The 19,864-nt window shown below is 65.1% G+C and carries 20 protein-coding genes and 1 pseudogene; 9 read left to right on the top strand and 12 right to left on the bottom strand.

Annotated elements, in window-relative coordinates; translation table 11 throughout:
• Positions 1 to 50 precede the first annotated feature (50 nt).
• Positions 51 to 326, top strand: a complete 276-nt coding sequence (locus QFZ69_RS02295) for a hypothetical protein (RefSeq protein WP_306915370.1) — start codon at positions 51 to 53, stop codon at positions 324 to 326.
• On the opposite strand, the gene QFZ69_RS02290 is transcribed toward QFZ69_RS02295, so the two are convergent.
• Complete coding sequence (locus QFZ69_RS02290) at positions 323 to 1,126, bottom strand: GAF domain-containing protein (protein ID WP_306915368.1); 804 nt, start codon at positions 1,124 to 1,126, stop codon at positions 323 to 325. The two genes, QFZ69_RS02295 and QFZ69_RS02290, sit on opposite strands and share 4 nt — an antisense overlap.
• A 146-nt stretch (positions 1,127 to 1,272) precedes the next feature.
• On the bottom strand, positions 1,273 to 3,663 hold the full coding sequence (locus QFZ69_RS02285; RefSeq protein ID WP_306999879.1) for an excinuclease ABC subunit UvrA: 2,391 nt from the start codon (positions 3,661 to 3,663) through the stop codon (positions 1,273 to 1,275).
• A 318-nt stretch (positions 3,664 to 3,981) separates the two neighbouring features.
• Here QFZ69_RS02285 and QFZ69_RS02280 point away from each other — a divergent pair, with 318 nt between their 5' ends.
• On the top strand, positions 3,982 to 4,320 hold the full coding sequence (locus tag QFZ69_RS02280) for a hypothetical protein (protein WP_306915366.1): 339 nt from the start codon (positions 3,982 to 3,984) through the stop codon (positions 4,318 to 4,320).
• A gap of 81 nt (positions 4,321 to 4,401) precedes the next feature.
• Here the strand turns inward: QFZ69_RS02280 and QFZ69_RS02275 are convergent, their stop codons facing one another.
• The gene (locus tag QFZ69_RS02275; protein WP_306915364.1) at positions 4,402 to 5,340 is read right to left on the bottom strand and encodes a 5'-3' exonuclease; all 939 of its coding nucleotides are present in this window, start codon (positions 5,338 to 5,340) and stop codon (positions 4,402 to 4,404) included.
• Between the two features lie 117 nt (positions 5,341 to 5,457).
• Positions 5,458 to 6,348, bottom strand: a complete 891-nt coding sequence (locus QFZ69_RS02270; protein WP_306915363.1) for a hypothetical protein — start codon at positions 6,346 to 6,348, stop codon at positions 5,458 to 5,460.
• A 387-nt stretch (positions 6,349 to 6,735) separates the two neighbouring features.
• On the opposite strand from QFZ69_RS02270, the gene QFZ69_RS02265 reads away from it, so the two are divergent.
• The 3 genes and pseudogenes from QFZ69_RS02265 to QFZ69_RS02255 all read left to right on the top strand — a co-directional run.
• Positions 6,736 to 6,996 (top strand): hypothetical protein, encoded by a 261-nt coding sequence (locus tag QFZ69_RS02265; protein ID WP_306915362.1) that lies wholly within the window; start codon positions 6,736 to 6,738, stop codon positions 6,994 to 6,996.
• Between the two features lie 169 nt (positions 6,997 to 7,165).
• Positions 7,166 to 7,753, top strand: coding sequence for a cysteine hydrolase family protein (locus tag QFZ69_RS02260; protein ID WP_306915360.1), 588 nt, complete (start codon positions 7,166 to 7,168; stop codon positions 7,751 to 7,753).
• 142 nt (positions 7,754 to 7,895) lie between these two features.
• A pseudogene (locus tag QFZ69_RS02255) lies at positions 7,896 to 7,994 on the top strand (AAA family ATPase); the annotation flags it as partial.
• Positions 7,995 to 8,090: 96 nt separating this feature from the next.
• On the opposite strand, the gene QFZ69_RS02250 reads toward QFZ69_RS02255, so the two are convergent.
• The 6 genes from QFZ69_RS02250 to QFZ69_RS02220 form a co-directional block, all read right to left on the bottom strand.
• The gene (locus tag QFZ69_RS02250; protein ID WP_306915359.1) at positions 8,091 to 9,530 is read right to left on the bottom strand and encodes an ABC transporter ATP-binding protein; all 1,440 of its coding nucleotides are present in this window, start codon (positions 9,528 to 9,530) and stop codon (positions 8,091 to 8,093) included.
• The gene (locus QFZ69_RS02245) at positions 9,527 to 10,402 is read right to left on the bottom strand and encodes an ABC transporter permease (protein WP_306915357.1); all 876 of its coding nucleotides are present in this window, start codon (positions 10,400 to 10,402) and stop codon (positions 9,527 to 9,529) included. Before QFZ69_RS02245 ends, QFZ69_RS02250 begins: the two co-directional genes overlap by 4 nt.
• An 11-nt stretch (positions 10,403 to 10,413) precedes the next feature.
• Positions 10,414 to 11,403, bottom strand: coding sequence for an ABC transporter permease (locus tag QFZ69_RS02240; RefSeq protein WP_306915355.1), 990 nt, complete (start codon positions 11,401 to 11,403; stop codon positions 10,414 to 10,416).
• Positions 11,404 to 11,414: 11 nt separating this feature from the next.
• Entirely contained in the window at positions 11,415 to 12,968 is a 1,554-nt protein-coding gene (locus QFZ69_RS02235; protein ID WP_306915353.1) for an ABC transporter substrate-binding protein, read from the bottom strand.
• Positions 12,969 to 13,640: 672 nt separating this feature from the next.
• Entirely contained in the window at positions 13,641 to 13,802 is a 162-nt protein-coding gene (locus tag QFZ69_RS02225; protein WP_306915352.1) for a hypothetical protein, read from the bottom strand.
• A 93-nt stretch (positions 13,803 to 13,895) separates the two neighbouring features.
• Positions 13,896 to 14,360, bottom strand: a complete 465-nt coding sequence (locus QFZ69_RS02220; protein ID WP_306915350.1) for a hypothetical protein — start codon at positions 14,358 to 14,360, stop codon at positions 13,896 to 13,898.
• Positions 14,361 to 14,994: 634 nt separating this feature from the next.
• On the opposite strand from QFZ69_RS02220, the gene QFZ69_RS02215 reads away from it, so the two are divergent.
• Both QFZ69_RS02215 and QFZ69_RS02210 read left to right on the top strand, forming a co-directional pair.
• Positions 14,995 to 15,906, top strand: a complete 912-nt coding sequence (locus QFZ69_RS02215; RefSeq protein ID WP_306999877.1) for a metallophosphoesterase — start codon at positions 14,995 to 14,997, stop codon at positions 15,904 to 15,906.
• A gap of 256 nt (positions 15,907 to 16,162) precedes the next feature.
• Complete coding sequence (locus QFZ69_RS02210) at positions 16,163 to 16,405, top strand: hypothetical protein (protein ID WP_306915346.1); 243 nt, start codon at positions 16,163 to 16,165, stop codon at positions 16,403 to 16,405.
• A 27-nt stretch (positions 16,406 to 16,432) separates the two neighbouring features.
• On the opposite strand, the gene QFZ69_RS02205 is transcribed toward QFZ69_RS02210, so the two are convergent.
• Complete coding sequence (locus QFZ69_RS02205) at positions 16,433 to 16,690, bottom strand: hypothetical protein (protein ID WP_306915344.1); 258 nt, start codon at positions 16,688 to 16,690, stop codon at positions 16,433 to 16,435.
• A gap of 656 nt (positions 16,691 to 17,346) precedes the next feature.
• Between QFZ69_RS02205 and QFZ69_RS02200 the strand changes: the two genes are divergently transcribed.
• Entirely contained in the window at positions 17,347 to 17,709 is a 363-nt protein-coding gene (locus QFZ69_RS02200) for a PadR family transcriptional regulator (protein ID WP_306915340.1), read from the top strand.
• Positions 17,709 to 19,058 (top strand): permease prefix domain 1-containing protein, encoded by a 1,350-nt coding sequence (locus tag QFZ69_RS02195; protein WP_306915338.1) that lies wholly within the window; start codon positions 17,709 to 17,711, stop codon positions 19,056 to 19,058. The genes QFZ69_RS02200 and QFZ69_RS02195 overlap by 1 nt, the downstream gene beginning before the upstream one ends.
• Before the next feature lie 84 nt (positions 19,059 to 19,142).
• Here the strand turns inward: QFZ69_RS02195 and QFZ69_RS02190 are convergent, their stop codons facing one another.
• A complete protein-coding gene (locus tag QFZ69_RS02190; RefSeq protein WP_306915336.1) occupies positions 19,143 to 19,862 on the bottom strand; it encodes a GntR family transcriptional regulator in 720 nt (239 codons plus the stop codon).
• Positions 19,863 to 19,864: the final 2 nt, after the last annotated feature.

Raw genomic sequence — 19,864 nt, 5'->3', positions numbered from 1 at the left:
GCAGACGGCGACGAGGCTGCGCAGCGGGTGCAGCCGGCAAGGATATGACCATGAGCCCTACACCGAAGCAGCCAATCACCGACGACAGCATCAAGGTACGCCAGCTCAGCCATTACCAGTTCACCTGGATTGCCGGGGACGCGGGCGGACCCGGGACGTGGACGCTGCAACTCGTGCTTGATGAGGGGGCCTGGGAGGAAGTCCTCACCATTGACGCCGATGACGCGGACAACCTGCAGGATCTCCTGTCCACCGCGGATACCGTCTTCTACGACATAAGCCGGCAAACCCTGATGTTCGGCACCACCCGCGTCGGCCATCACTAACGGAGGCTGGATCTAGGGCCGGCGGTCCGGGACTTGGTCGCCCTTGCCGCCCGAAAGCTGGAGCTCTCCCGGGGGTCCAGCGTTGCGTGGCGGGACTCCCACATGGCTACAGGGAAGGCCGGATTCACGGGCTGGGGGAGGTTGCCGGCGGCGCGCCGCAGATACTCAAGGGACTCCTCGATGCTGAACCCGTATTCGCGTACCAGTGCCCGTAACGCCAGGGGAGCCAGGGCCCGGGACAGCTGGGCCGAGGAAAGCTCCTCATCGCGCTTGTCCCTCTGCCGCACCTGGTGCGCCAGGCGCAGGGTCCAGGAGGCGTGACGGACGAACCTGACCGCTGCCGTGATGTCTGCACTCGTGAAGACATGTGGCTGTGGTGCATACAGGTTGAAGGTGATGCGGAACATGACGGCAGGAACGAGGGGAACGGACAACACGGAACGGATTCCCAGGCCGACAGCAGTGCTGGCGTACCCCGGCCAACGACGCTCCCTGCCCGAATCGGTGACGAGCACGAACTCCCCACCGCGGACTGCGGCGCGGGAAGGAGTATCGTCGAACGCGGACTGCGCCCTGTCGACGGCTTCCGAGGCAGCGCTGCCGGAGGCCAGGGTGATGCTCCCTTCTGTCCGAAGGAGCGTGATCGCCCAACTGATACCCCTGCCCGGGGCCCCGAGATCGTCGACGAACTCAGCGATGGCCTCATGAAGGAACGTGTCGATGTCCGGGCTGTCGAAACGTATCTCCCAGAGGCCGGCGTCAGCCACCTGCGCGTTGTCGGCTGAGATTTCCTGGGTCACGTTTCACGCTCGAATCCGAAACACAACGGCCCACTGCTTGACCGTTAGGGACAGCATACGACCGACGGTCACGTCATCTCTACGCCTCCACGGCGAAATGGCGCAGCCTATGTCCTTGGTACCACCGGTCCGCAGAGGAAGTTCCGTCAGGTGCCGACGTAGGCCGCAAGGTGTTCACCGGTGAGGGTGGAACGCGCGGCGACGAGGTCAGCGGGAGTGCCCTCGAAGACGAGCCTTCCGCCGTCGTGGCCGGCGCCGGGGCCGAGGTCGATGATCCAGTCGGCGTGCGCCATGACGGCCTGGTGATGCTCGATGACGATGACCGATTTGCCGGACTCCACAAGGCGGTCGAGAAGGCCCAGCAGGTTCTGGACGTCGGCGAGGTGCAGGCCGGTGGTGGGCTCGTCGAGGACGTATACGTCACCCTTCTCTGCCATCTGGGTGGCCAGCTTGACGCGCTGCCGCTCGCCGCCGGACAGCGTGGTGAGCGGCTGGCCGAGGGTGAGGTAGCCGAGCCCGACGTCCACGAGCCGGTCGAGGATCTTGTGGGCCGCCGGCGCACGGGCCTCCCCTTCGCCAAAGAACACCTCGGCCTCGGTCATCGACATTGCCAGTACTTCGGCGATGTTGCGGCCGCCCAGCTTGTATTCCAGGACTGACGCCTGGAACCTCCTGCCCTCGCAGTCCTCGCAAGTGGACTCTACGGTGGCCATCACGCCCAGTTCGGTGAAGATGACGCCCGCGCCGTTGCATGTGGGACAGGCGCCTTCTGAGTTGGAGCTGAACAGCGCCGGCTTCACGCCGTTGGTCTTCGCGAACGCCTTGCGGATCGGCTCGAGAAGGCCCGTGTACGTCGCAGGGTTGCTGCGCCGCGACCCCTTGATGGCGCCCTGGTCGATCACCACAACGCCGTCGCGGCCGGCCACCGAGCCGTGGATCAGCGAGCTCTTGCCCGAACCCGCGACACCCGTGACCACGCAAAGCACGCCGAGCGGAACGTCGACATCCACGTCCTTGAGGTTGTGTGTCGCGGCACCACGCACCTCGAGCTTGCCGGACGGCGTACGCACCGATTCCTTAACCGTGGCCCGATCGTCGAGGTGCCGCCCGGTGATGGTGTCACTCCCCCGCAGCCCCTCCACGCTTCCCTCGAAGCAGACGCTGCCGCCCTCGCTGCCTGCGCCGGGGCCGAGGTCGACGACGTGGTCAGCGATGGCGATGGTCTCCGGTTTGTGCTCGACGACGAGCACGGTGTTGCCCTTGTCGCGCAGCTGCAGCAGCAGCTGGTTCATCCGCTCGATGTCGTGCGGGTGCAGGCCGATCGTCGGCTCGTCAAAGACGTAGGTGATATCCGTGAGGGACGAGCCCAGGTGCCGGATCATCTTGGTACGTTGGGCCTCTCCCCCGGACAGGGTGCCCGCCGGCCGGTCCAGCGAGAGGTAACCCAGCCCGATTTCGGCGAACGAGTCGAGCAGGTGCTGCAAGCCTTTAAGGAGCGGCGCGACCGACGGCTCGTTGAGCTCGCGGACCCACGCGGCCAGGTCACTGATCTGCATCTCGCACAGGTCGGCCATGTTCTTGCCCTCGATCCTCGAGGACCTGGCCTCAGGGCTGAGCCGCGTGCCGTCGCACTCGGGGCAGGCCTGAAACGTGATGGCGCGCTCCACGAAGGCCCGGATGTGAGGCTGCATCGCGTCGACGTCCTTGGAGAGCATCGATTTCTGGATCTTCGGGATCAGACCCTCGTAGGTGAGGTTGATGCCCTCGACCTTGATCTTGGTCGGTTCCTTATAGAGAAGGTCATGCATTTCCTTTTTGGTGAACTTCGCGATCGGTTTGTCCATATCGAAGCCGGCGCCGCTGAAGATGCGGCCATACCAGCCGTCCATGCTGTAGCCCGGGACCGTCAGGGCACCCTCGCCGAGCGATTTGCTGTCGTCGTACAGCGCAGTGAGGTCGAAGTCGGAGACCGAGCCCATGCCCTCGCAGCGCGGACACATGCCGCCCAGGTAGACCGCGTTTTGTACTACGCTCTTCTCGACCCTGCCGCTCTTCTCGGTGCTCAGCACCCCGCTGGCCTTCCGCGTCGGGACGTTGAAGGAGAACGCCGTGGGCGGGCCGATGTGCGGCGTACCCAGCCGGCTGAAGAGGATCCGGAGCATGGCGTTGGCGTCGGTGGCAGTGCCGACCGTGGAGCGGGGGTTCGCGCCCATCCGCTCCTGGTCAACAATGATCGCGGTCGTCAGCCCCTCAAGGTGGTCCACCTCGGGCCGCGCCAGGTTGGGCATGAACCCCTGCACAAAGGCGCTGTAAGTCTCGTTGATCATCCGCTGCGACTCAGCGGCGATGGTGGCGAACACGAGCGAGCTCTTGCCCGAACCGGAGACGCCTGTGAACACCGTCAGACGGCGCTTCGGGATCTCGATGCTGATGTCCTTGAGGTTGTTCTCGCGCGCGCCTTGCACGCGGATCAGATCGTGGCTGTCCGCTACGTGCAGCACAGGCGATTCCGTGTCCGTGCTCGTGGCAATGCTCATCGTGTCTCCATCTGTTAGGCGGGACTGCCCCAAGCGGTCTCCGTCGGCGCCCGGCTTTATCTAACCAGCTTCGAGCAGCACGTCTGATTCTCCTTCGTCGGCGCGGTCGCGGCAACGGTTTGTTGCCGACGTCAGCGGTCCTGGAGCAGTCCGAGGATGTTGCCGTCGGTTCCTCGGGATTCAGCCGCCGAATGTACGGTCACCGGGAACGCCCGTGTATTCTCGGATCCGTCAGAAAGATCCTTCTGAGCCCTCGTCACGAGAGTCCTTCTTTCGGGCAGTTGCGGAACTTCGCTTCGAACTATAAGCAGGCCTTCCATGGAACCGTACACCGATACAAGTGCCCTCCCCCTGTCCATCGCGCAGGTTGAATCGACCGCGCTCGGGGACCCGGGTCATGCGCCTGTTCCGGGCGGCAAGGCGGCAGCCGACCTGTCCGGGGTGCACGATCAGCTGCTCGCTGCAGTGGTCACCCGAGTCGGCGAGGTAGAGGCAGCAGAATGGGCACTGGACCAGGCGAAAGCCGCAGGCGACGCGCAGATAAGGGCCGCCCTCTCATCAGGCGTGCCCGCTGACAAGGTCGCGGAGGCTGCAGGAACCTGCGCGTCTGCCTTGGCCGGCGGCACGCTTGGGCAAAGCATCGCAACCCCGAAGTAGATGCGACTGGAGGCACGCCAGCGAACTGTCATCAGCCGTGCGGGCCCGGTCCCGAGCGCACCGCCGCCGACCGCTGAGATCTCAGTGACGCAGGTCGAGCGCTTCGAGGAGTCGTTTGATCGAGCCGCCGAGGTTCCACTCGGTTGCAAGCCGCTCGAGTTCGCCGCGCGAATCGCCGGTGACAGGGCGCAGCTGGGCGCCCGCCTCCTCGAGCGTCGGGAGCTCGAGGTCGCGCACGATCTTCACGACGGCGGGCGCGACCGTGAGGTAGTCCGCGGCAGCGGCGAGCCTCGACCGAAGGGAGGCGGACAGCCCGCTTCCCGCATCCGCCGCCGCCACGAGCAGCCCGTCGAGCGTGGCGTACTCTCCGAGCAGCGACGCGGCGGTCTTCTCTCCGATGCCGGTGACGCCCGGCAGCCCGTCCGAGGTGTCGCCGCGGAGGGTCGCGTAGTCCGCGTACTGCTTGGGCAGCACGCGGTACTTCCCGACAACGGTCGCGTCGGTCACGACTTCGAGGTTCTTCATGCCGCGCGCGGTGTAGATCACCCGCACCTGACGGGCGTCGTCGACGACCTGGAAAAGATCGCGGTCGCCCGTGACCACGTCGACCGGAAGCCGGGCGTGGCTGGCGTAAGTCCCGACGACGTCGTCGGCCTCATGGTCGGCGGCCCCCACGACGGCGATGCCGGCGAGGTCGAGCACCCGGCGGATCATCGGAAGCTGCGCCTCGAGCGCGTCCGGCACGACCTCCACGTCGGGGGCACCTGCCACCACCGCCGCGACCCGATGCGACTTGTAGCTCGGGATGAGGTCGACGCGCCACTGCGGACGCCAATCGTCGTCCCAGCACGCAACGAGATGCGTCGCGTCGTAATCGGACGTGAGCCGCGCGATCATGTCCAGCAACCCTCGAACTGCGTTCACCGGCGTACCGTCGGCCCGCCGGATCGTGTCGGGCATGCCATAGAACGCGCGGAAGTACAGCGACGCGGTGTCGAGCAGCATCAGTCGTTGGGCCATGACTGATCCTGACACGGATGCGCCCGCTCGCGATGGACCGTCGTGGTTTCGTCTTCATGATCGGGTGCGGGCCAGCAGTCGGACGTTACTCCTTCCGCATAGCGTGCATTTTCGGCGCTATGGGAAGACCTCGCGTGCCCACTGGTTGAGGTGCGCCACCGCGCTTCTGCGGACGGCCTCTGCCCGGCACCGCAGGACCTCGTCGTCGACTGAGGAAAGCCCTGCGCGCCTGGCCTCCTCCATGCGCTGCACGACGGGAAAAGTTTCCGCGAAAACGAACTCATGGCCTCCGTGCTCAAGTGCGGCCAGCCATTCCGTCGCCACCTGGATCGCCTCCATTATTTGGGCGACAACGTAAACTCCGCCGGCCTTCCGGCTTCCGGCGCCCGTTTCGCTGCCCGGTATATCGGAAAACCTCACGTCAAGGGCAGCCGTCCCCTCTCCCCTGTCATGCCAGATGACGGCTAGTTCCGTGGGGTTCTGGCCACCGACGGGAGTGAAGCGAAGAAAGACGTTCACTTTATGAAAGTGGTTCGGCAGAGCGAGGCCGGGAGCTGCGTCAAACCGGAGACCGGAAACGCTTCCGTGCGTCTCCCGGCCACGGATCAGGAGGTCCTTCATGAGAGGCTCCCAGGCTTCGATCGGGTCCACTTCCCGCGCGATCCGGTTAAGCTGCTTCAGCGACTTAGCGATTGGAACGTGCCCGCTCCTGTCGCTCTCCACGCGCGCCGTCGCTGCCTCCCATATCGACGACAGCGCCTGGACGGCCTCGTTGACGAGTTCCCTGGACGTCACACTCTCAAGATCAGAAAACTCCGCATAACCCAGAATGGAGGAAGCATCGTCGTCCAGCAGAGGCGCTTCGATTCCATTGACGCTGATCCACTTCCGTGGACCGAAAATGCGGTCCTCGCGAGTGCTGGCTTCCAGGGATTGCTCGTCCTTAAAGCCATACCGGAGCCGGAGGGCAATGTGGCCCACGTCGGCATCGAGGACATGTCCGGACACGGTGAACGGTCCCGGTGCCCGCGGATAGCCGATGCGCAGGTGGACGCGTTGCAGTGCGCCTCGCCGGCAAAGGCGTGCGAATCGTTGGTCGTCGGCGTTAGGGCTGGGGTCCATAGTTATGTCACCGCTCCCTTAACGTTAGAGACCTGCGACCGACGGCGTGAAGGGGTCGAATAGATCGACGACGTGGGAGTGCTTTTCTACTGAAATTTCTCGGTGTCGGCAAGTTCGCTACTGGCCCTGTACAGGGGCGCGGGGACTGCGTAGATTATTGAGAGTCCCAATCACCCCCGAGGGTGAGGACCCCTTGCGGTTGGGTGCACGACCGCAAGCGAGCCGCTGTAGCCGCACGGTGGCGCATGGATGCACCCGCCGAAAGAACCGGTCATGGCCACTTCGCACTTCGAACGATTCCTCCTTGAAGCGACCGTCTCGGACGAAACGCGCCGCCCCTTGGAGCCCGACTGCCTCTACGGCCTCTACACCAGCTGGTGCCTGCTGCACCACATCAACCCAACGGCCGAGACGACCTTCCGGGCTGCCATGCACCGTCAGGGCATCCACCGGCACCACAGCCGGCTGCGGATGACAGGACCGGCCGCGGCAGACTACATCCTTGCCAGCTATCCGTCCACGGACGGCCAATGATCATCCAGGCAGGTGCGCCTCGGGGACGGAAACCCATTCCGGGCGGCTGGCCAAGGTGCCGTAAGAATAGGACCGAGCCGCACCTGGGAAGCCGGTCCGTCAAGGAACTGCGCTTGCCCCCGGACGTGGTGGTCGCGGTGTCGGCAGGCGAGGCGAGAAAGGGCCGGAGATGATCGCGGTGTTGGTCGTTGACATGCAGAACGCCTATTTCGAGGACCCGGCCCTGCACGGGCAGCGGGACGAGTTAACGGCCGCGTGCAACGCGCTGATCAACGCCGCAGCCGACGCGAACGGCAAAGCCCTCCTAGTGAAAACGGAGCACGAGTCAGACAAGTCGACATGGACCCTCAATATGCTCGACGACGACCAGGGATTCATCTTCCGCGGCAGCGAGCAGGCCGACTTTGTTCCCGGGCTGCTGACCGACGGCGTTCCACAGCTGGTCAAGACCCGTGACAGCGCCTTTGTCGGAACTGACTTACTGCTGCGGCTACGCAATTGGAGTGTTGAGACCATCGTCCTGGCGGGGGTGTCCACCCACAACTGCATCGCGCAGACCGGGGCCGACGCCTTCGCCCACAATCTCCGCGTCATCTACGCATCCGAAGGCACCGGCTCCGAGGACGCCGCAGCGGCCCAAGCAACGCAGACCATCCTGAGCCGAGAGTACCGTCAACGTATCCTTCCCGTTTCGCAGATCAGGGAGCTCCTCAACAACCCTTCCGCTGCCTTTCCTGGGCCGCGAACACCGCGGTGAACGGCCCATCCGGGCAGGGTCACGTGGCGCGGGACCGTCGGAACACCTCGGTACGTCCCTCGCTTGCCCTGGGCGGCGGGGGCGTCGTGCTCAGATGCCGCTGATCGTGTCTTCACAGAAACGATCACATAGCGCTGACCCCACCATCCACACCCTGCCGACCGGGGACTGAATCCGCAAAGGCGCACCTCTGTGTCTGATCGGGGACTCAGGAACCGGCAAATCCCACCTGCTCATCGGTTCCTTTCCAACCCGATACGACGGATCGGTCAAGTCACAGTTATAGCGCCGTCGCTCATGGCCTCAGGCTGTCGATGAGTCAGGGAGCGCCAGTCGTTCAGGCGAAGGAGTTTGCACTTTTGGTCAGTTTCTCCCCTGTCCCGAGGAGGATGCTGCGGTGGCTGACAGCGTCGGCCAGGGCATTGTCGTGGGTGACCAGTACCAGTGCGCAGCGGTGGCGGCCCACCTGTTCCATTAGGCAGCAAATGGTTTCTTCCTGGGTAATGAGGTCAAGGCGTGAGGTGGGTTCGTCGGCGAAAAGCAGGGCCGGTTCCAGGAGCATCGAGCGGATGATGGCAAGGCGCTGCAGCTCACCGCCGGAGACCTCCCCGGGCCTGCGGGTGAGCAGCACCGGGGCGAGGCGGAGCGATGCCATGAGTTCCTCCAGACGTTCAGGGTCCAGCCGGTGACGGCGGATCACGTCGCCCAGGGAGTCGCGGAGAGGCACTCCCGACGGGAAGGCCAGGGCAGGGTCCTGGTAAAGTTTTTGCACCCTGCCTCCCTGGAGCGTATCGGCGTGGTGCACGCGTCCGGCATCGGAGGGCAGCAGGCGCAGCAGCACGTTCCCCAGCGTGGTTTTGCCGCTGCCGCTCGGACCGCTCAGTGAGAGCCGTTCCCCGGGATGGACGGCGAGGGAGAGGTCCGAGAAGAGGTTCTGCCCGCCGAAGGCTTTAGCCAGCCCTTCTCCGCGGACAAGGGCTCTGGCTGTTTCATGCAGCGGTGCCGGGGCTGTCATCCAGGGGTGCTGCCAGTTTGAGGGTTCGGCAGCGAGCAGCCGGCGGGTGTAAGGATGTGCGGGCTCGGTGAGAACCTGCACGGCAGGCCCCTGTTCGATGATGTGGGCGTCCTTCATCACCAGGACGTCGCCCCCGATTTCGCGGGCAAGGTCCAGATCGTGGGTAATGGTCAGCAGGATGCCGCCGCCGTCGATATGCCGTCTGAGCAGTCCCGCCAGCTCAGCCCGGGCACGGTCGTCCAGGCCCTTGGACGGCTCGTCAGCGATCAGGACGGGAGCCCCGCCGATGGTGGCTGCGGCGAACGCGACGCGTTGGGCCATGCCTCCGGAGAGGGTGTGGGGGAATGCCCCGGTTGCGTGCCCGAGACCAAGTGAAGCCAGCAGCGTTCCCGCTGCCTGGCGCGCGGACCGCCTGTCTGCGGTGAAGGACCGGGCGCCTTCGGCGATCTGGTCCCGGGCGCGCATCGTCGGGTCAAGGGCGAGCATGGGTTCCTGGGGCAGCAGGGACATCACCGGGCCCCAAAGCTTCCGCCGGCTCCCCGGCTCGGCGAGGTTGTAGGCCTGGCCGTCCATGACCAGGCTTCCTTCGGCGCTGAGGGCTGCGGGGAGGGTTCCCATGATCGCGTGGGCCAGCAGCGATTTTCCGGATCCGCTTTCGCCGACGATCGTCACCGGATATCCGCGTTCGAAGTCCAGGTCGGCGACCTCGACCAGTGTGGCGCCGTGGTGGGTGACGGCGAGGTTGTTCAGGCGCATGCTCATGGGCTGGTTTCCTTGCGTCGCAGGCTCAGGAGCCCGATCAGGATGGTGGTGAGAACCAGGACGGGGGCAAGGGACATCCAGGGCGCTTCGTGGTAATACGGGAACGCCTCGGTGATCATCAGTCCCAGTTCAGGTGTGGGCGGCCGGACTCCGACTCCGACGAAGCCCAGGGTAGACAGGGCCAGGATGGAGGAACCGATGCCGAAGGTCGCCATGGTGGTCAGCAGCGGCCGCAGTTCGGGCCAGAGGTGCCGGCGCATGATGTGTACGGGGCCCAGCTTCAGCATTCCGGCGGCCTCGACCGCGGGACCGGCCAGCACCAGGCCGCTGCGGGCGCGGACCATGCGGAAGTACTCCACCCATTGCGCCAGGGCCAGCCCCAGATAGAGCGTCCACAGGTCGCCGTTGGCTATGGCGGAAAACATCAGGACCACTAGAAGGGCCGGAAGGGCGATGAAGGCCTCGGACACGCCATGGAGGGCGGTGTCGATCCAGCCTCCGCGCCAGGCGGCGCATATGCCGGCGAGTGTTCCGGCCAGCAGGGCCGTGGCGACACACAGCACGGCCATCATCAGGGACAGTTGCGTGGCGTGTGCGAGGCGGGCGATGACGCTGCGGCCCACGTGGTCCCGTCCCAGCGGTTCGGCCAGGTTGGGTGCTTCGAGGAACCGGGAGAGGTCCTGGGCTGCGTGGTCCCGCCAGGCCAGCGGCCCGGCGACGGCGAAGAGCACCAGCACGGCCAACAGGCCGGCCGCGGCCCGCTGCGCTGGTGTACCTGTCATCAGCCAGTGCCGCTGCCGGGGGTCCCGGGGCGGTGCCGGGGGCGGCGCCTGTCTGAGTGCGGCCTCGCTGATGGAGTTGCTTGTGGTCATGGCCGGTGTTTTCACAGGACTGCCTCCCGGCTGCGCGGACGCGGGTCAAGGGCGAGGGAACCGAGGTCCACCACGGTGTTCAGGACGACCACGAGGAGCGCCAGGGCCAGCGCCGTCGCCTGGATCATGGGGATGTCCCGCCAGAAAATCGCATGGACCAGGGCGTGCCCCAACCCGGGCCAGGCGAAGAGGCTTTCGACGACCACGACGCCTTCGATCAGGATCAGCAGCTGCACCCCGATATAGGCGATCAGGGTCACGCCGGTATTGCGGAGTATGTGGCGAAGGAATACCAGGCGTCCGCCAAGGCCTTTGGTCGCGGCGAAGCGTACGTATTCGGACTGCCGGATCTGCACCACCGTGTCCCGGGTTACCCGGGCGAAAAGGCCGGAGAGTCCGACGGCGAGCGTCGCCGCCGGGAGCACGATATTGCTGGCTTGACCGTGGCCCGCTGCGGGAAGCACGCCAAGGTGTACAGAGAAGAACAGGATCAGGACCAGGCCGAGCAGAAAAGGCGGCAGCGCACGCGCGGCCGAGACCCACAGGGTGGTCATCCGGTCCAGGACCCCGCCGGGCCGTGCCGCGGCGAGGACACCGACGGTGACGCCTGCTGCCAGGGCCAGGGCCAGTGCTGCGGCGGCGAGCTGGACGCTGCTGGACAGATATAGCCCGAGTTCACCGGCGATGCCGGCTCCGGTGACCAGGGAGGTGCCCAGGTCAAGCGTCAGCAGGTTCGCGAGCCAGTCCAGGAGCTGCTGCCATGCCGGCCGGTCCAGGCCCAGCTCGGCACGGACCGCATCCGCGGAGGCGGCAGTCACGTGGTCATAGCCGTAGCGGCCTGCGGCGATGCGGAAAGCGATGTCCCCGGGGAGGCTCTGGACGATGGCGAAGCATGCTGTTGAGACGAGCAGCACCACCGCGGCCGCCTGGATGGCGCGTTGGCGAAGTACCCGCACGGCCGGCCCCGCGGGGATCTGGAGTGCGGTTTTTGATGGGTTCATGGCGGATTCCCCTATTTCGCCCAGGTCAGGTCGCTGAGCCGCCAGGAGCGTTCCAGCGGGTCCAGGGCGAGTCCGTCCACCCGCTTGCTGATAACGGCGCTCTGGCGGTACCAGGCCACCGGAATGACGGGCAGTTCGCTCTGCAGAATGTCCGTTACCTGCTTCCGGCGATCGGCCGGGGCGTCGGGGTTGGTGCCGCCGGCCATGGTGTTCAGGGTCGAGGTCAGGGCCGGGTTGTTCCAGCCCATGGCCCCGTAGTCGGCGCCCGCGGGTGCGAAGTCATCGGCCAGGGTGACCAGCGCATCGGGAACCAGCGCGTAGTTGCGGGAGAACAGGCCCAGCTCAAGGGAGCCGTCCTGGTGTCCGGCGGGAATCTCGCTGGAGTTGCCCACCTTCACATCGAGCGTGATGCCGAGTTCCTTGAGTTTGGCCTGGATGGCGGTGGCAAGGATGGGAAGTTCGGGGCGGTCCGGGAAGGTCCGCAGGGTGACCGTGAATTTGCGGCCGTTCCGTTCCAGCATGCCGTCATTGCCGGGGGCCCAGCCGGCGTCAGCGAGCAGCTTGCGGGCGCTGGCCGGGTCATATTCCAGCGGGGTGACGGAGTCCTGGTGCCATTCGGGGAGTGAGGGCGGGAACAGCTGGGTTGCTGCCATTTCGGGATCCCGGAGCAATGCCGTTGCCATCGATTTACGGTCCAGGGACAGGCTCAACGCCTGCCGGACGCGGACATCGCCGAGGATGTCGTGGCCTGCATTGACCTTGAGCAGGATCGTGCGGGGCAGCGTGACGTCGGTGATGTCCAGCTTGCCGGCCTGCTTCAGGCGCTGCAGGCTGGTCGGGTCCATGCCGAATGTGACGTCGGACTGCCCGCTCTCGGCCATCAGCGCCCGGCTTTCTGACCGCCCTACGGCCTGGTAGCTCACCTTAGTGATCGCCGGCTTCGTACCCTGCCACTGCTCGAAAGCCGTCAGCTCGATGTTGGACGGCTGCTCCAGCCGCTCCACCCGGTACGGGCCTGAGCCCACTATCTGCATCACAGCCTGGCCTGCACCGTAGGAGCTGGGGGCGAGGATCTGCGTGCTGGTGTGGGCCAGCACTGCGGCCAGCGGAGCGTAAGGCTCCGCCAGGTCCACCCGCACCGCCCCGCCGTCGGCCGTGATGCCCTTCAGGGGAACCGTTGACAGCGGGCTTGCTGCCTTGCCCCGGGCAGTCTCCAGGGCTTGGGTGACGGTCTCGGCCGTCACCGCGGTTCCGTCATGGAAGAGGGCATCTTTGCGGAGCGTAAAGCGCCAGGAGAGGTTGTCCCCGGAGACTTCCCACTCCGTCGCCAGCCCCGGCTGCAGCGCCCCCTGGTTATCGGCATCAACCAGGGTTTCAGCCACCTGCAGCCGCGTGAAGAACCCTCCGCTAGTGGCCGGGTCCAGGCTGTGGAGCTCGAACTGCCCCACCACCTTCAACGGCTGCTGCGGCGCGGGAGCGCTGTTCGCACCTGTCCCAGCGCACCCTGACATCACCAACACCGCGGCGACGGACGCCACCGCAGCCTTCATCCTGTACGCAAACATGGTTGGTCCTTCTGCATCGTCAAAAACTTCGTATACCGACCAGTCACTTTAGATGCAAATGATTCTCATTACCAATTGTGGAGCAAGGGTGCTGGCAGAGGACTTTGGCCGGGGCCTGATCCTTGGAGAGGGCGCAGACACCGAGGAGCTCGACGGTGTGAGAGACGCCCGCGAATCCGTGTTGGCGCGCTATCCGGTCGGCTCAGCGTTCGACGGTGGTTTCGGCGACTTCAATGGTGTGGCCGCAGTAGCGGCACAGACCAGGTGGTGGTGGTGTTCCTGGCGTTGGCAGCGCCGGTACCGGGTTTCGCTATCCCGGCCGAGTACGGGGCTGCGACAGCTCTAGCTGCGCTCACCTCCGGCGCGTACCTGCCCCAAGACGAGGAACACGTAGCCGTGATCGTATGCGGTGCCAACACCGACCCCCGCACGCTAGAAAACCGCCCCTAGGCATTGATCCCGTACACCCCTGTCACTTCCTCAGTTCGCCGACCTGCGCGGCTCTCCTCTCCGCGAGGACGGCGAGGGCAAGGGAGAAGCGACCGCGGAGCGGCATATATCCCAGACGGAGCCACCTAGCGTCCGAGTACGCATCGAACCGGGCCGGACTAACGTGCAGTTCTTCCGCAGTGGCCAGCACCTGCGTGTGTGACGTCCGGTATCGTGCCGACGTCATGCGTTTTCCCGCAGGCGAAGCTCCAGAAAAACATCCATGCTGGCCAAATCCAGGGCGGCCTCGGCCCGGGCCGTACTGTCGAAGTCCAGCAGTCCAAGCGGGGACGAGCCCTCGGTGGCGATGATTTGCTTTTCGTGAAGCCCTCCGTGAGCCCACACCAGTGGATCCGGTGCGGTCCGAAACAGGTTCGTCGTCACTTGCTCTGCAGCGGAGCGCAACGAGTCACCCGCAGATGTCAGTTCCGGGACAGTTTAATTGTGATGCAACCAGAGGTCCACCAGCCGCCACACCCTGGTGGCTTCCAGCTCTGCTGAATGCAGGGGAAGGTTGTTAAGAACGCCCTGTGCGGCGGGGCCCTTGGAGCCGCTCACCTGCCCGGCCCAGGCGCGAGACCATTTCTCCCACGCGCGGGCGAACGATTCATCGTCCGTCGTGGAGTCGACCTCATACAGAGTCGGCCCCGGGATGGCACTGAAAACGATGACGTCCTGGGACCTCCGGGAAAGAATTCTGGGGGTTACGAAAGCGCCGGCGTCCAGCAGGATGTCCAGCTGTGCGCAGCGCTCGGCGGCTACGGCGGCACGGCCGGGCCGTCCGGGTGTCAGGACCTCCAGTACGTAGTCCCCTGGCGTCCTATCAGGCCAAGCCCGGCGGACCAGCCAGGTCGTGCCGGCATCGTCGTCGGCAGACAAGGGGACGGGCGAGGTCCAGTCCATGTCGTCAGCTCCAGGACCCGGCGGATACGCCGACCAGCGGTACCACGCCGTGGAGTGTGGGAGTCCTGGCGGTCCATTCCGCCAGTTCACAAATCACACTCGAGCTCTGTCCGTCCGTGTTCACTGGGGTCCTCAACTCCCGCAAAACTTCCTCCGGCACAAGCCGGTTCGTGCCTCCAGATGAACTACAACGATGAAGAACGGATGAAACGGTCGTGAAGAAACCCTCATGAACACCTTCATCCCAGTCCCACCGTGCGTCCCGTAAGACAGTGCCCGTCGCTACATCGAGCTGCTCCGGTCGGCGGTATCCCGTCCCACGAACATGGGGCGAAGTACAGCGGCACAGGAGCTTCCGCAATGGGTCTGGTCTTCGCCTGAGCGCCAAGCTACGGTGGCCTATGAACACCGAGCTTTCGCCGACTTCTGATCGAAGTGAGGAATCGTGGTCCGATCGCTGAGCAAACGCGGCAGGGCCGGCTTGGGCGCCGGTCTTCTGAGTTTGACCATGATGCTGGCCGCGTGCGACCCGGGTCCGCCGGAACCCACGCCTCCCCCGACGCAAACCGCCCCTTCCCCAACGCTGCCTGCGCCCGACCCGACCTTCATCCTCCCGCCGCCGTCGGGTGAACCGGTGCACTTTACCGCCCAGGGAGACATCGGCGTCGGGACGGGGGCAAAAAAGGTGCTGGACGTCATCGCGGGTCTCGACCCCCAACTCAATCTTGCCCTCGGGGATTTTAGCTATAAGGCCGGACTCGAGGACGAATTCTGCGACATGGTCACCGGCAAATTGGGCGCCGACTTCCCGTATCAGTTGATTACCGGAAACCACGAGAGCAACGGGGAGGACGGAGATATCGAGAAATTCGTCCGTTGCCTTCCGAACAAGTTGCCCGGCCTTGAGGGCGAGTACGGGACGCAGTGGCGCGTTGACGTCCCGGAGCAGAATCCGGTGGTGCGATTCATCATGGTGTCCCCGGGAATCGATTTTAAGAACGGGCAGCCCCTCGATTATTCGCGGGGAAGTGAACGCTGGCGCTGGACTGCGGAAGCCATCGATCAGGCACGATCAGAGGGAATCCCCTGGACCGTGGTCGGAATGCATGCCCTGTGCTTCAGCGTGGGTGAGAAAAGCTGCCAGGCCGGCAAGGACTTCACGAACATGTTGATCGACAAGAAGGTGGACCTCGTTTTGTCCGGTCATGACCACATCTATCAGCGATCGCATCAGGTGGGGTTCGGCGGCAGGTGCTCGGAGCTCGTCCCCGCCAAGTTTTCCGCCACGTGCATGACTGACAAAGACGGCGATATGGTGCAGGGCTCAGGAACGGTTTTTGTCACCGTCGGCGTCGGGGGTGTTGGTCTCTACAATGTGAAAAACAACGATCCTGAAGCCGGCTACTTCTCCACCTGGTCGGGCAAGAATCGGAATCCTGCCCTCGGCACGCTGGACGTCACCGCCTCGGCGGAGAAGCTCGACGCGCGGTTCGTTCCGGCTGAGGGCCACAGCTTCACGGACGTCTTCACACTCCAGCGAAAATAGCCCAGCTGCGCGCCTGTAGGGCCAAGCCCGGGGAAGCACCCGTCGTCATTGACGGCCTTGCCTGGCCGGACTTGCCAGCGCCGGAGATGGAGATGGACGGGAAACCCGACGAAGGGCGCGTCACCCCTTTCCGTGGTCAATGCCGTACTGGTTCTTGTCCGGGAGCGCTGGCGGTTCTACCGTGGAGCGAGTGGGTTGCAGGAACCAGAGCCTAGATGGCCGCGGGGCGACCCGGAAGCGCCCAAGGAGGCAGGGAATGACGTTATATCAGCCTGAACCAGTGGAGATCTCCACCCGGATGCGCCCCGGCGAATGGACTGAAGAGAGTCTTTCGGAACTCGTGGCAACTTACCGGCAGGATCTTCTGGGCATGGGTGCGGCGCCGGGCGAGATCGATATCGTGACTGATCGCGATGAAGGCGGTGGCGTCAGCGTTGTGGCTACCTGGACGAAGGCCGATGTTGCCGGCGAAGAGGTCCCTGGAGACGCACCCGGCTGAACTATGATCCGGACGACTTCTTGATGGTCATGGCTTCCCGTCGCCTTCCCCGGCGTCGTCCTTCGGAGTCCGCGCGCGTAAAAGTGCAACGCCTGAGAAGCCATTCGGTGATCCCATCCGACGGACGGCAACCACGGCCCACGCCCCAAACAGCACCGCAAAGACCATGGCGAAGACCCCGACGGCGAACCATCCGCCCTGCCCGAAAATCATCAACAGGATGCCCACCAGGCACAGACCCTTCGCAGCGATGTCCAGATACAGCGGACCTCTCAGGTAGTCCATACATCCACGGTAAACCCGGAACCGCCATTTCCGCCCGGCACTCATAGGGCACCGAAAACGCCTTCAGAATCGGGGGGCGCGGGCTCCGCCAGCGCGTCCCAGCAGCCCGGGGCACCTCAGTGATCGGTGTGCAGGCCCTCTTTGAGCCACAGCGTGTCGCCCTCAACCCGGTCGAGCTCATCCGAGGCAAGGTACGCGTGGCCTGCGAACAGACCGGACCTGTCGATCTTCACGTAGCCGATCCGCCAGCAGCCTCTCCGCAGTGTGGCGCGGCAATCTGGAGGTTCTCGCGAAATCGTCAATCACGCTGCCGACGAGGCCTCCCGTTTCAGGATCAGTCTGACCGTCCGAGGTCACTGCCTCCGGATCACCCATCTTCAGGTCCTCGACCTTGCCGACCTTCTTCCCATCCGGGCCCACGACGTGCATTCCTTCATACACTTGCTCAATAACGGCCATGACATTCTCCCTAGACGCAACCGCTGAATGCAAAACCAGTGTAGGCCGGACCGGCAGCCAGTAATAGGGATCGCGTGTTCCTTCCCGCGGCCTCGAACTGCCGACGAACGTCCTCCCACGCGCGTCCCGCCGACGCCAATTGCCATACCTAGAGCTACTATGTTTAATACCCTTCAGATCTAGGTATAGGAGATGCTGTGCGCATTGATAAAGACCTGGTCGCCGCCTCGGCCACCCCGCTTGTGCTCGGTATCCTGTCGGACGGCGACCTGTACGGCTATGCAATCCTCAAGCGCGTGAGTGAGCTGTCGGGCGGTGGCATGCAGTGGACCGACGGGATGCTCTACCCGCTACTGCACCGTCTCGAGCGGCTCGGCTACGTCTCCTCCTCGTGGGGCACCTCCGACGCCGGTCGCCGGCGCAAGCACTACACAATCACGCCAGCAGGCCGGGAAGCCCTCGCCGAGCGGCAGGAGCAGTGGACCGTCGTCGCCGACGCGCTGCGGCAGGTGTGGCAGACAACGCAGCGGCGCTCTGCCGCGGTGGAGGGGTGGGCGTAATGCCATCGCACGCTGAGCTGGAGGCCCAGATCGACCGGTGGCGCGGATACGTTCAGCGGAGCCAGACGATCTCCCACGCCGACGTCGACGAACTGGAGGACCACCTGCGCGAGCAGATTGCCGACCGGCAGGCGACCGGCCTCGATGACGAGGAGGCCTTCCTCGTCGCCATCAAGCGCCTGGGAAACCTCGACGCCGTCTCACACGAGTTTGCCCGCGAACACTCCGACCGGCTGTGGAAGCAGCTTGTCCTGGTGCCGGAGGCTTCCGACGACGCCGACACGCCACCGTGGCGCGAGCTGGCCGTCGTCCTCACGCTCGCCGTCGGAGCGGGAGTGGCGGTCAAGGCCGGTGTTGTGTGGATCCACGACGACGCAGCACTGACGCGCAACCTGGGACTGCTCGTCTTCCCATTCCTGGCTGCGTACTTCGCGTGGAAGCGCCGCTTGACCGGCGCGGTGGCAGCGACATTGCTTGTCCCATTTGCCGCTCTGGCAGTCGCGCTAAACCTCTACCCGTTCGCCGCGGGCGGCCCGACCGCGATGCTCGCCGCACTGCACGCCCCGGTCATCCTGTGGCTGCTGGCCGGAGTGGCCTACGCCGGAGGGAGGTGGCGGTCCGACAAGCGACGCATGGACTTCGTCCGATTCACCGGCGAGCTCGCTATCTACTTCACGCTGCTTGCGCTCGGCGGCGCAGTGCTGATCGCACTCACACTCGCGACCCTCCAGCTCATTGGCACCGACTTCGAACCGGTCCTGGAAGACTGGATCCTACCGTTCGCGGTGCCCGGAGCGCTCCTGGTCGCCGTCTGGCTCGTCGAAGCCAAGCAGCACGTCGTCGAAAACATCGCCCCCGTCCTCACCCGCGTTTTCACACCCCTGACAGTTGCCATGCTGCTGGTCCTTCTGGCCGTCCTTGCTACCGCGGGCGGCTTCGTCGACATCGACCGCAACCTGCTGATCCTCATGGACGCGATCCTCGTGCTTGTCCTGTGCCTGCTGCTCTACTCGATCTCCGCCCGCGACCCGCTCGCACCTCCCGGACTATTCGATGCTCTGCAGTTGGTCCTCGTCGTCGCGGCCCTCGCTGTGGATGCCGTGATGCTGGCTGCGATGCTCACCCGTATCGCCGAGTTCGGCTACAGCCCGAACAAGATCGCCGCGCTTGGCCTGAACCTTCTACTGCTGGTGCACCTGTTCCGGGCGGGCTGGCTCGCCGTCGGATTCCTGCGCGGTCCACGCCCGTTTACCGCGGTCGAGCGCTGGCAAACACGGTACCTGCCGGTCTACGGCCTCTGGGCTACCGTCGTGGTCGTGTTCTTCCCGCCGGTATTCGGCTTCGTCTAACCAGCAGGCCACCGGCAGCGTATATGCGAGCCCGGAATTAGGGCTTTCACTGGATACAGAAACGTCCGCACGGCAGACCTGCAGTTACCCGAGCCCGAGGCGCATCGAGACCTGGTACCGGTCTGAGCGGTAGGTGGAGATGGAGTATTCGATGGGTATGCCCGGATCGTCCGGTCCGGTGAAGGAGCGGCGGTGGAAGAGCAGGACGGGCGCCCCGGGTGCGATGTCCAGTAGGGCGGCGGTTACCTCCGGTGCTGCGGCCGCCTCTACAGTCTGTTCGACATGCTGCACGGGGTGCCCGAAGGCGGCGAGGACCCGGTAGAGGGATCCTGTCAGGTCTTCCGAGAGCAGGCCCGGCAGCAACCGGGGCGGCAACCATGATTCGTCCACACTGACGGGCGTCCCGTTGGCCAGGCGCAGCCTGCTGATCTGGTACGCCTCCCGCCCTGGCGCCAGCTGCAGATGTTCGGCCGCCGGGCCCGGCGGAACCGCGGTCCGGGCGGTGATGACGCGGGTGCCGGGTTCGAAACCGGCTGCCCGCATGTCCTCGTTGAAGGACGCCAGGTGCAGGGTGGAGCGCACGCGTCCGTGCGAGACAAAGGTCCCCTTACCCTTGATCCGAACCAATGCCCCCTCCTGGACGAGGTCCGAGATGGCCCGGCGCACCGTAATGCGGGAGACGCCGAACTGCTCTTCAAGCTGGCGTTCGCCCAGCAGGGCGTCGCCGGGCCGCAGGGTGGTGGCCACCAGGTCCTGGATCTGCTTGCGGACCCAGACGTGTTTCAGTTCCCCTGCCGTATCCATGT

This window comes from Arthrobacter sp. V1I7 (assembly GCF_030817015.1).
Lineage (GTDB): Bacteria > Actinomycetota > Actinomycetes > Actinomycetales > Micrococcaceae > Arthrobacter.
This window is presented reverse-complemented; position numbering and strand designations above follow the sequence as displayed.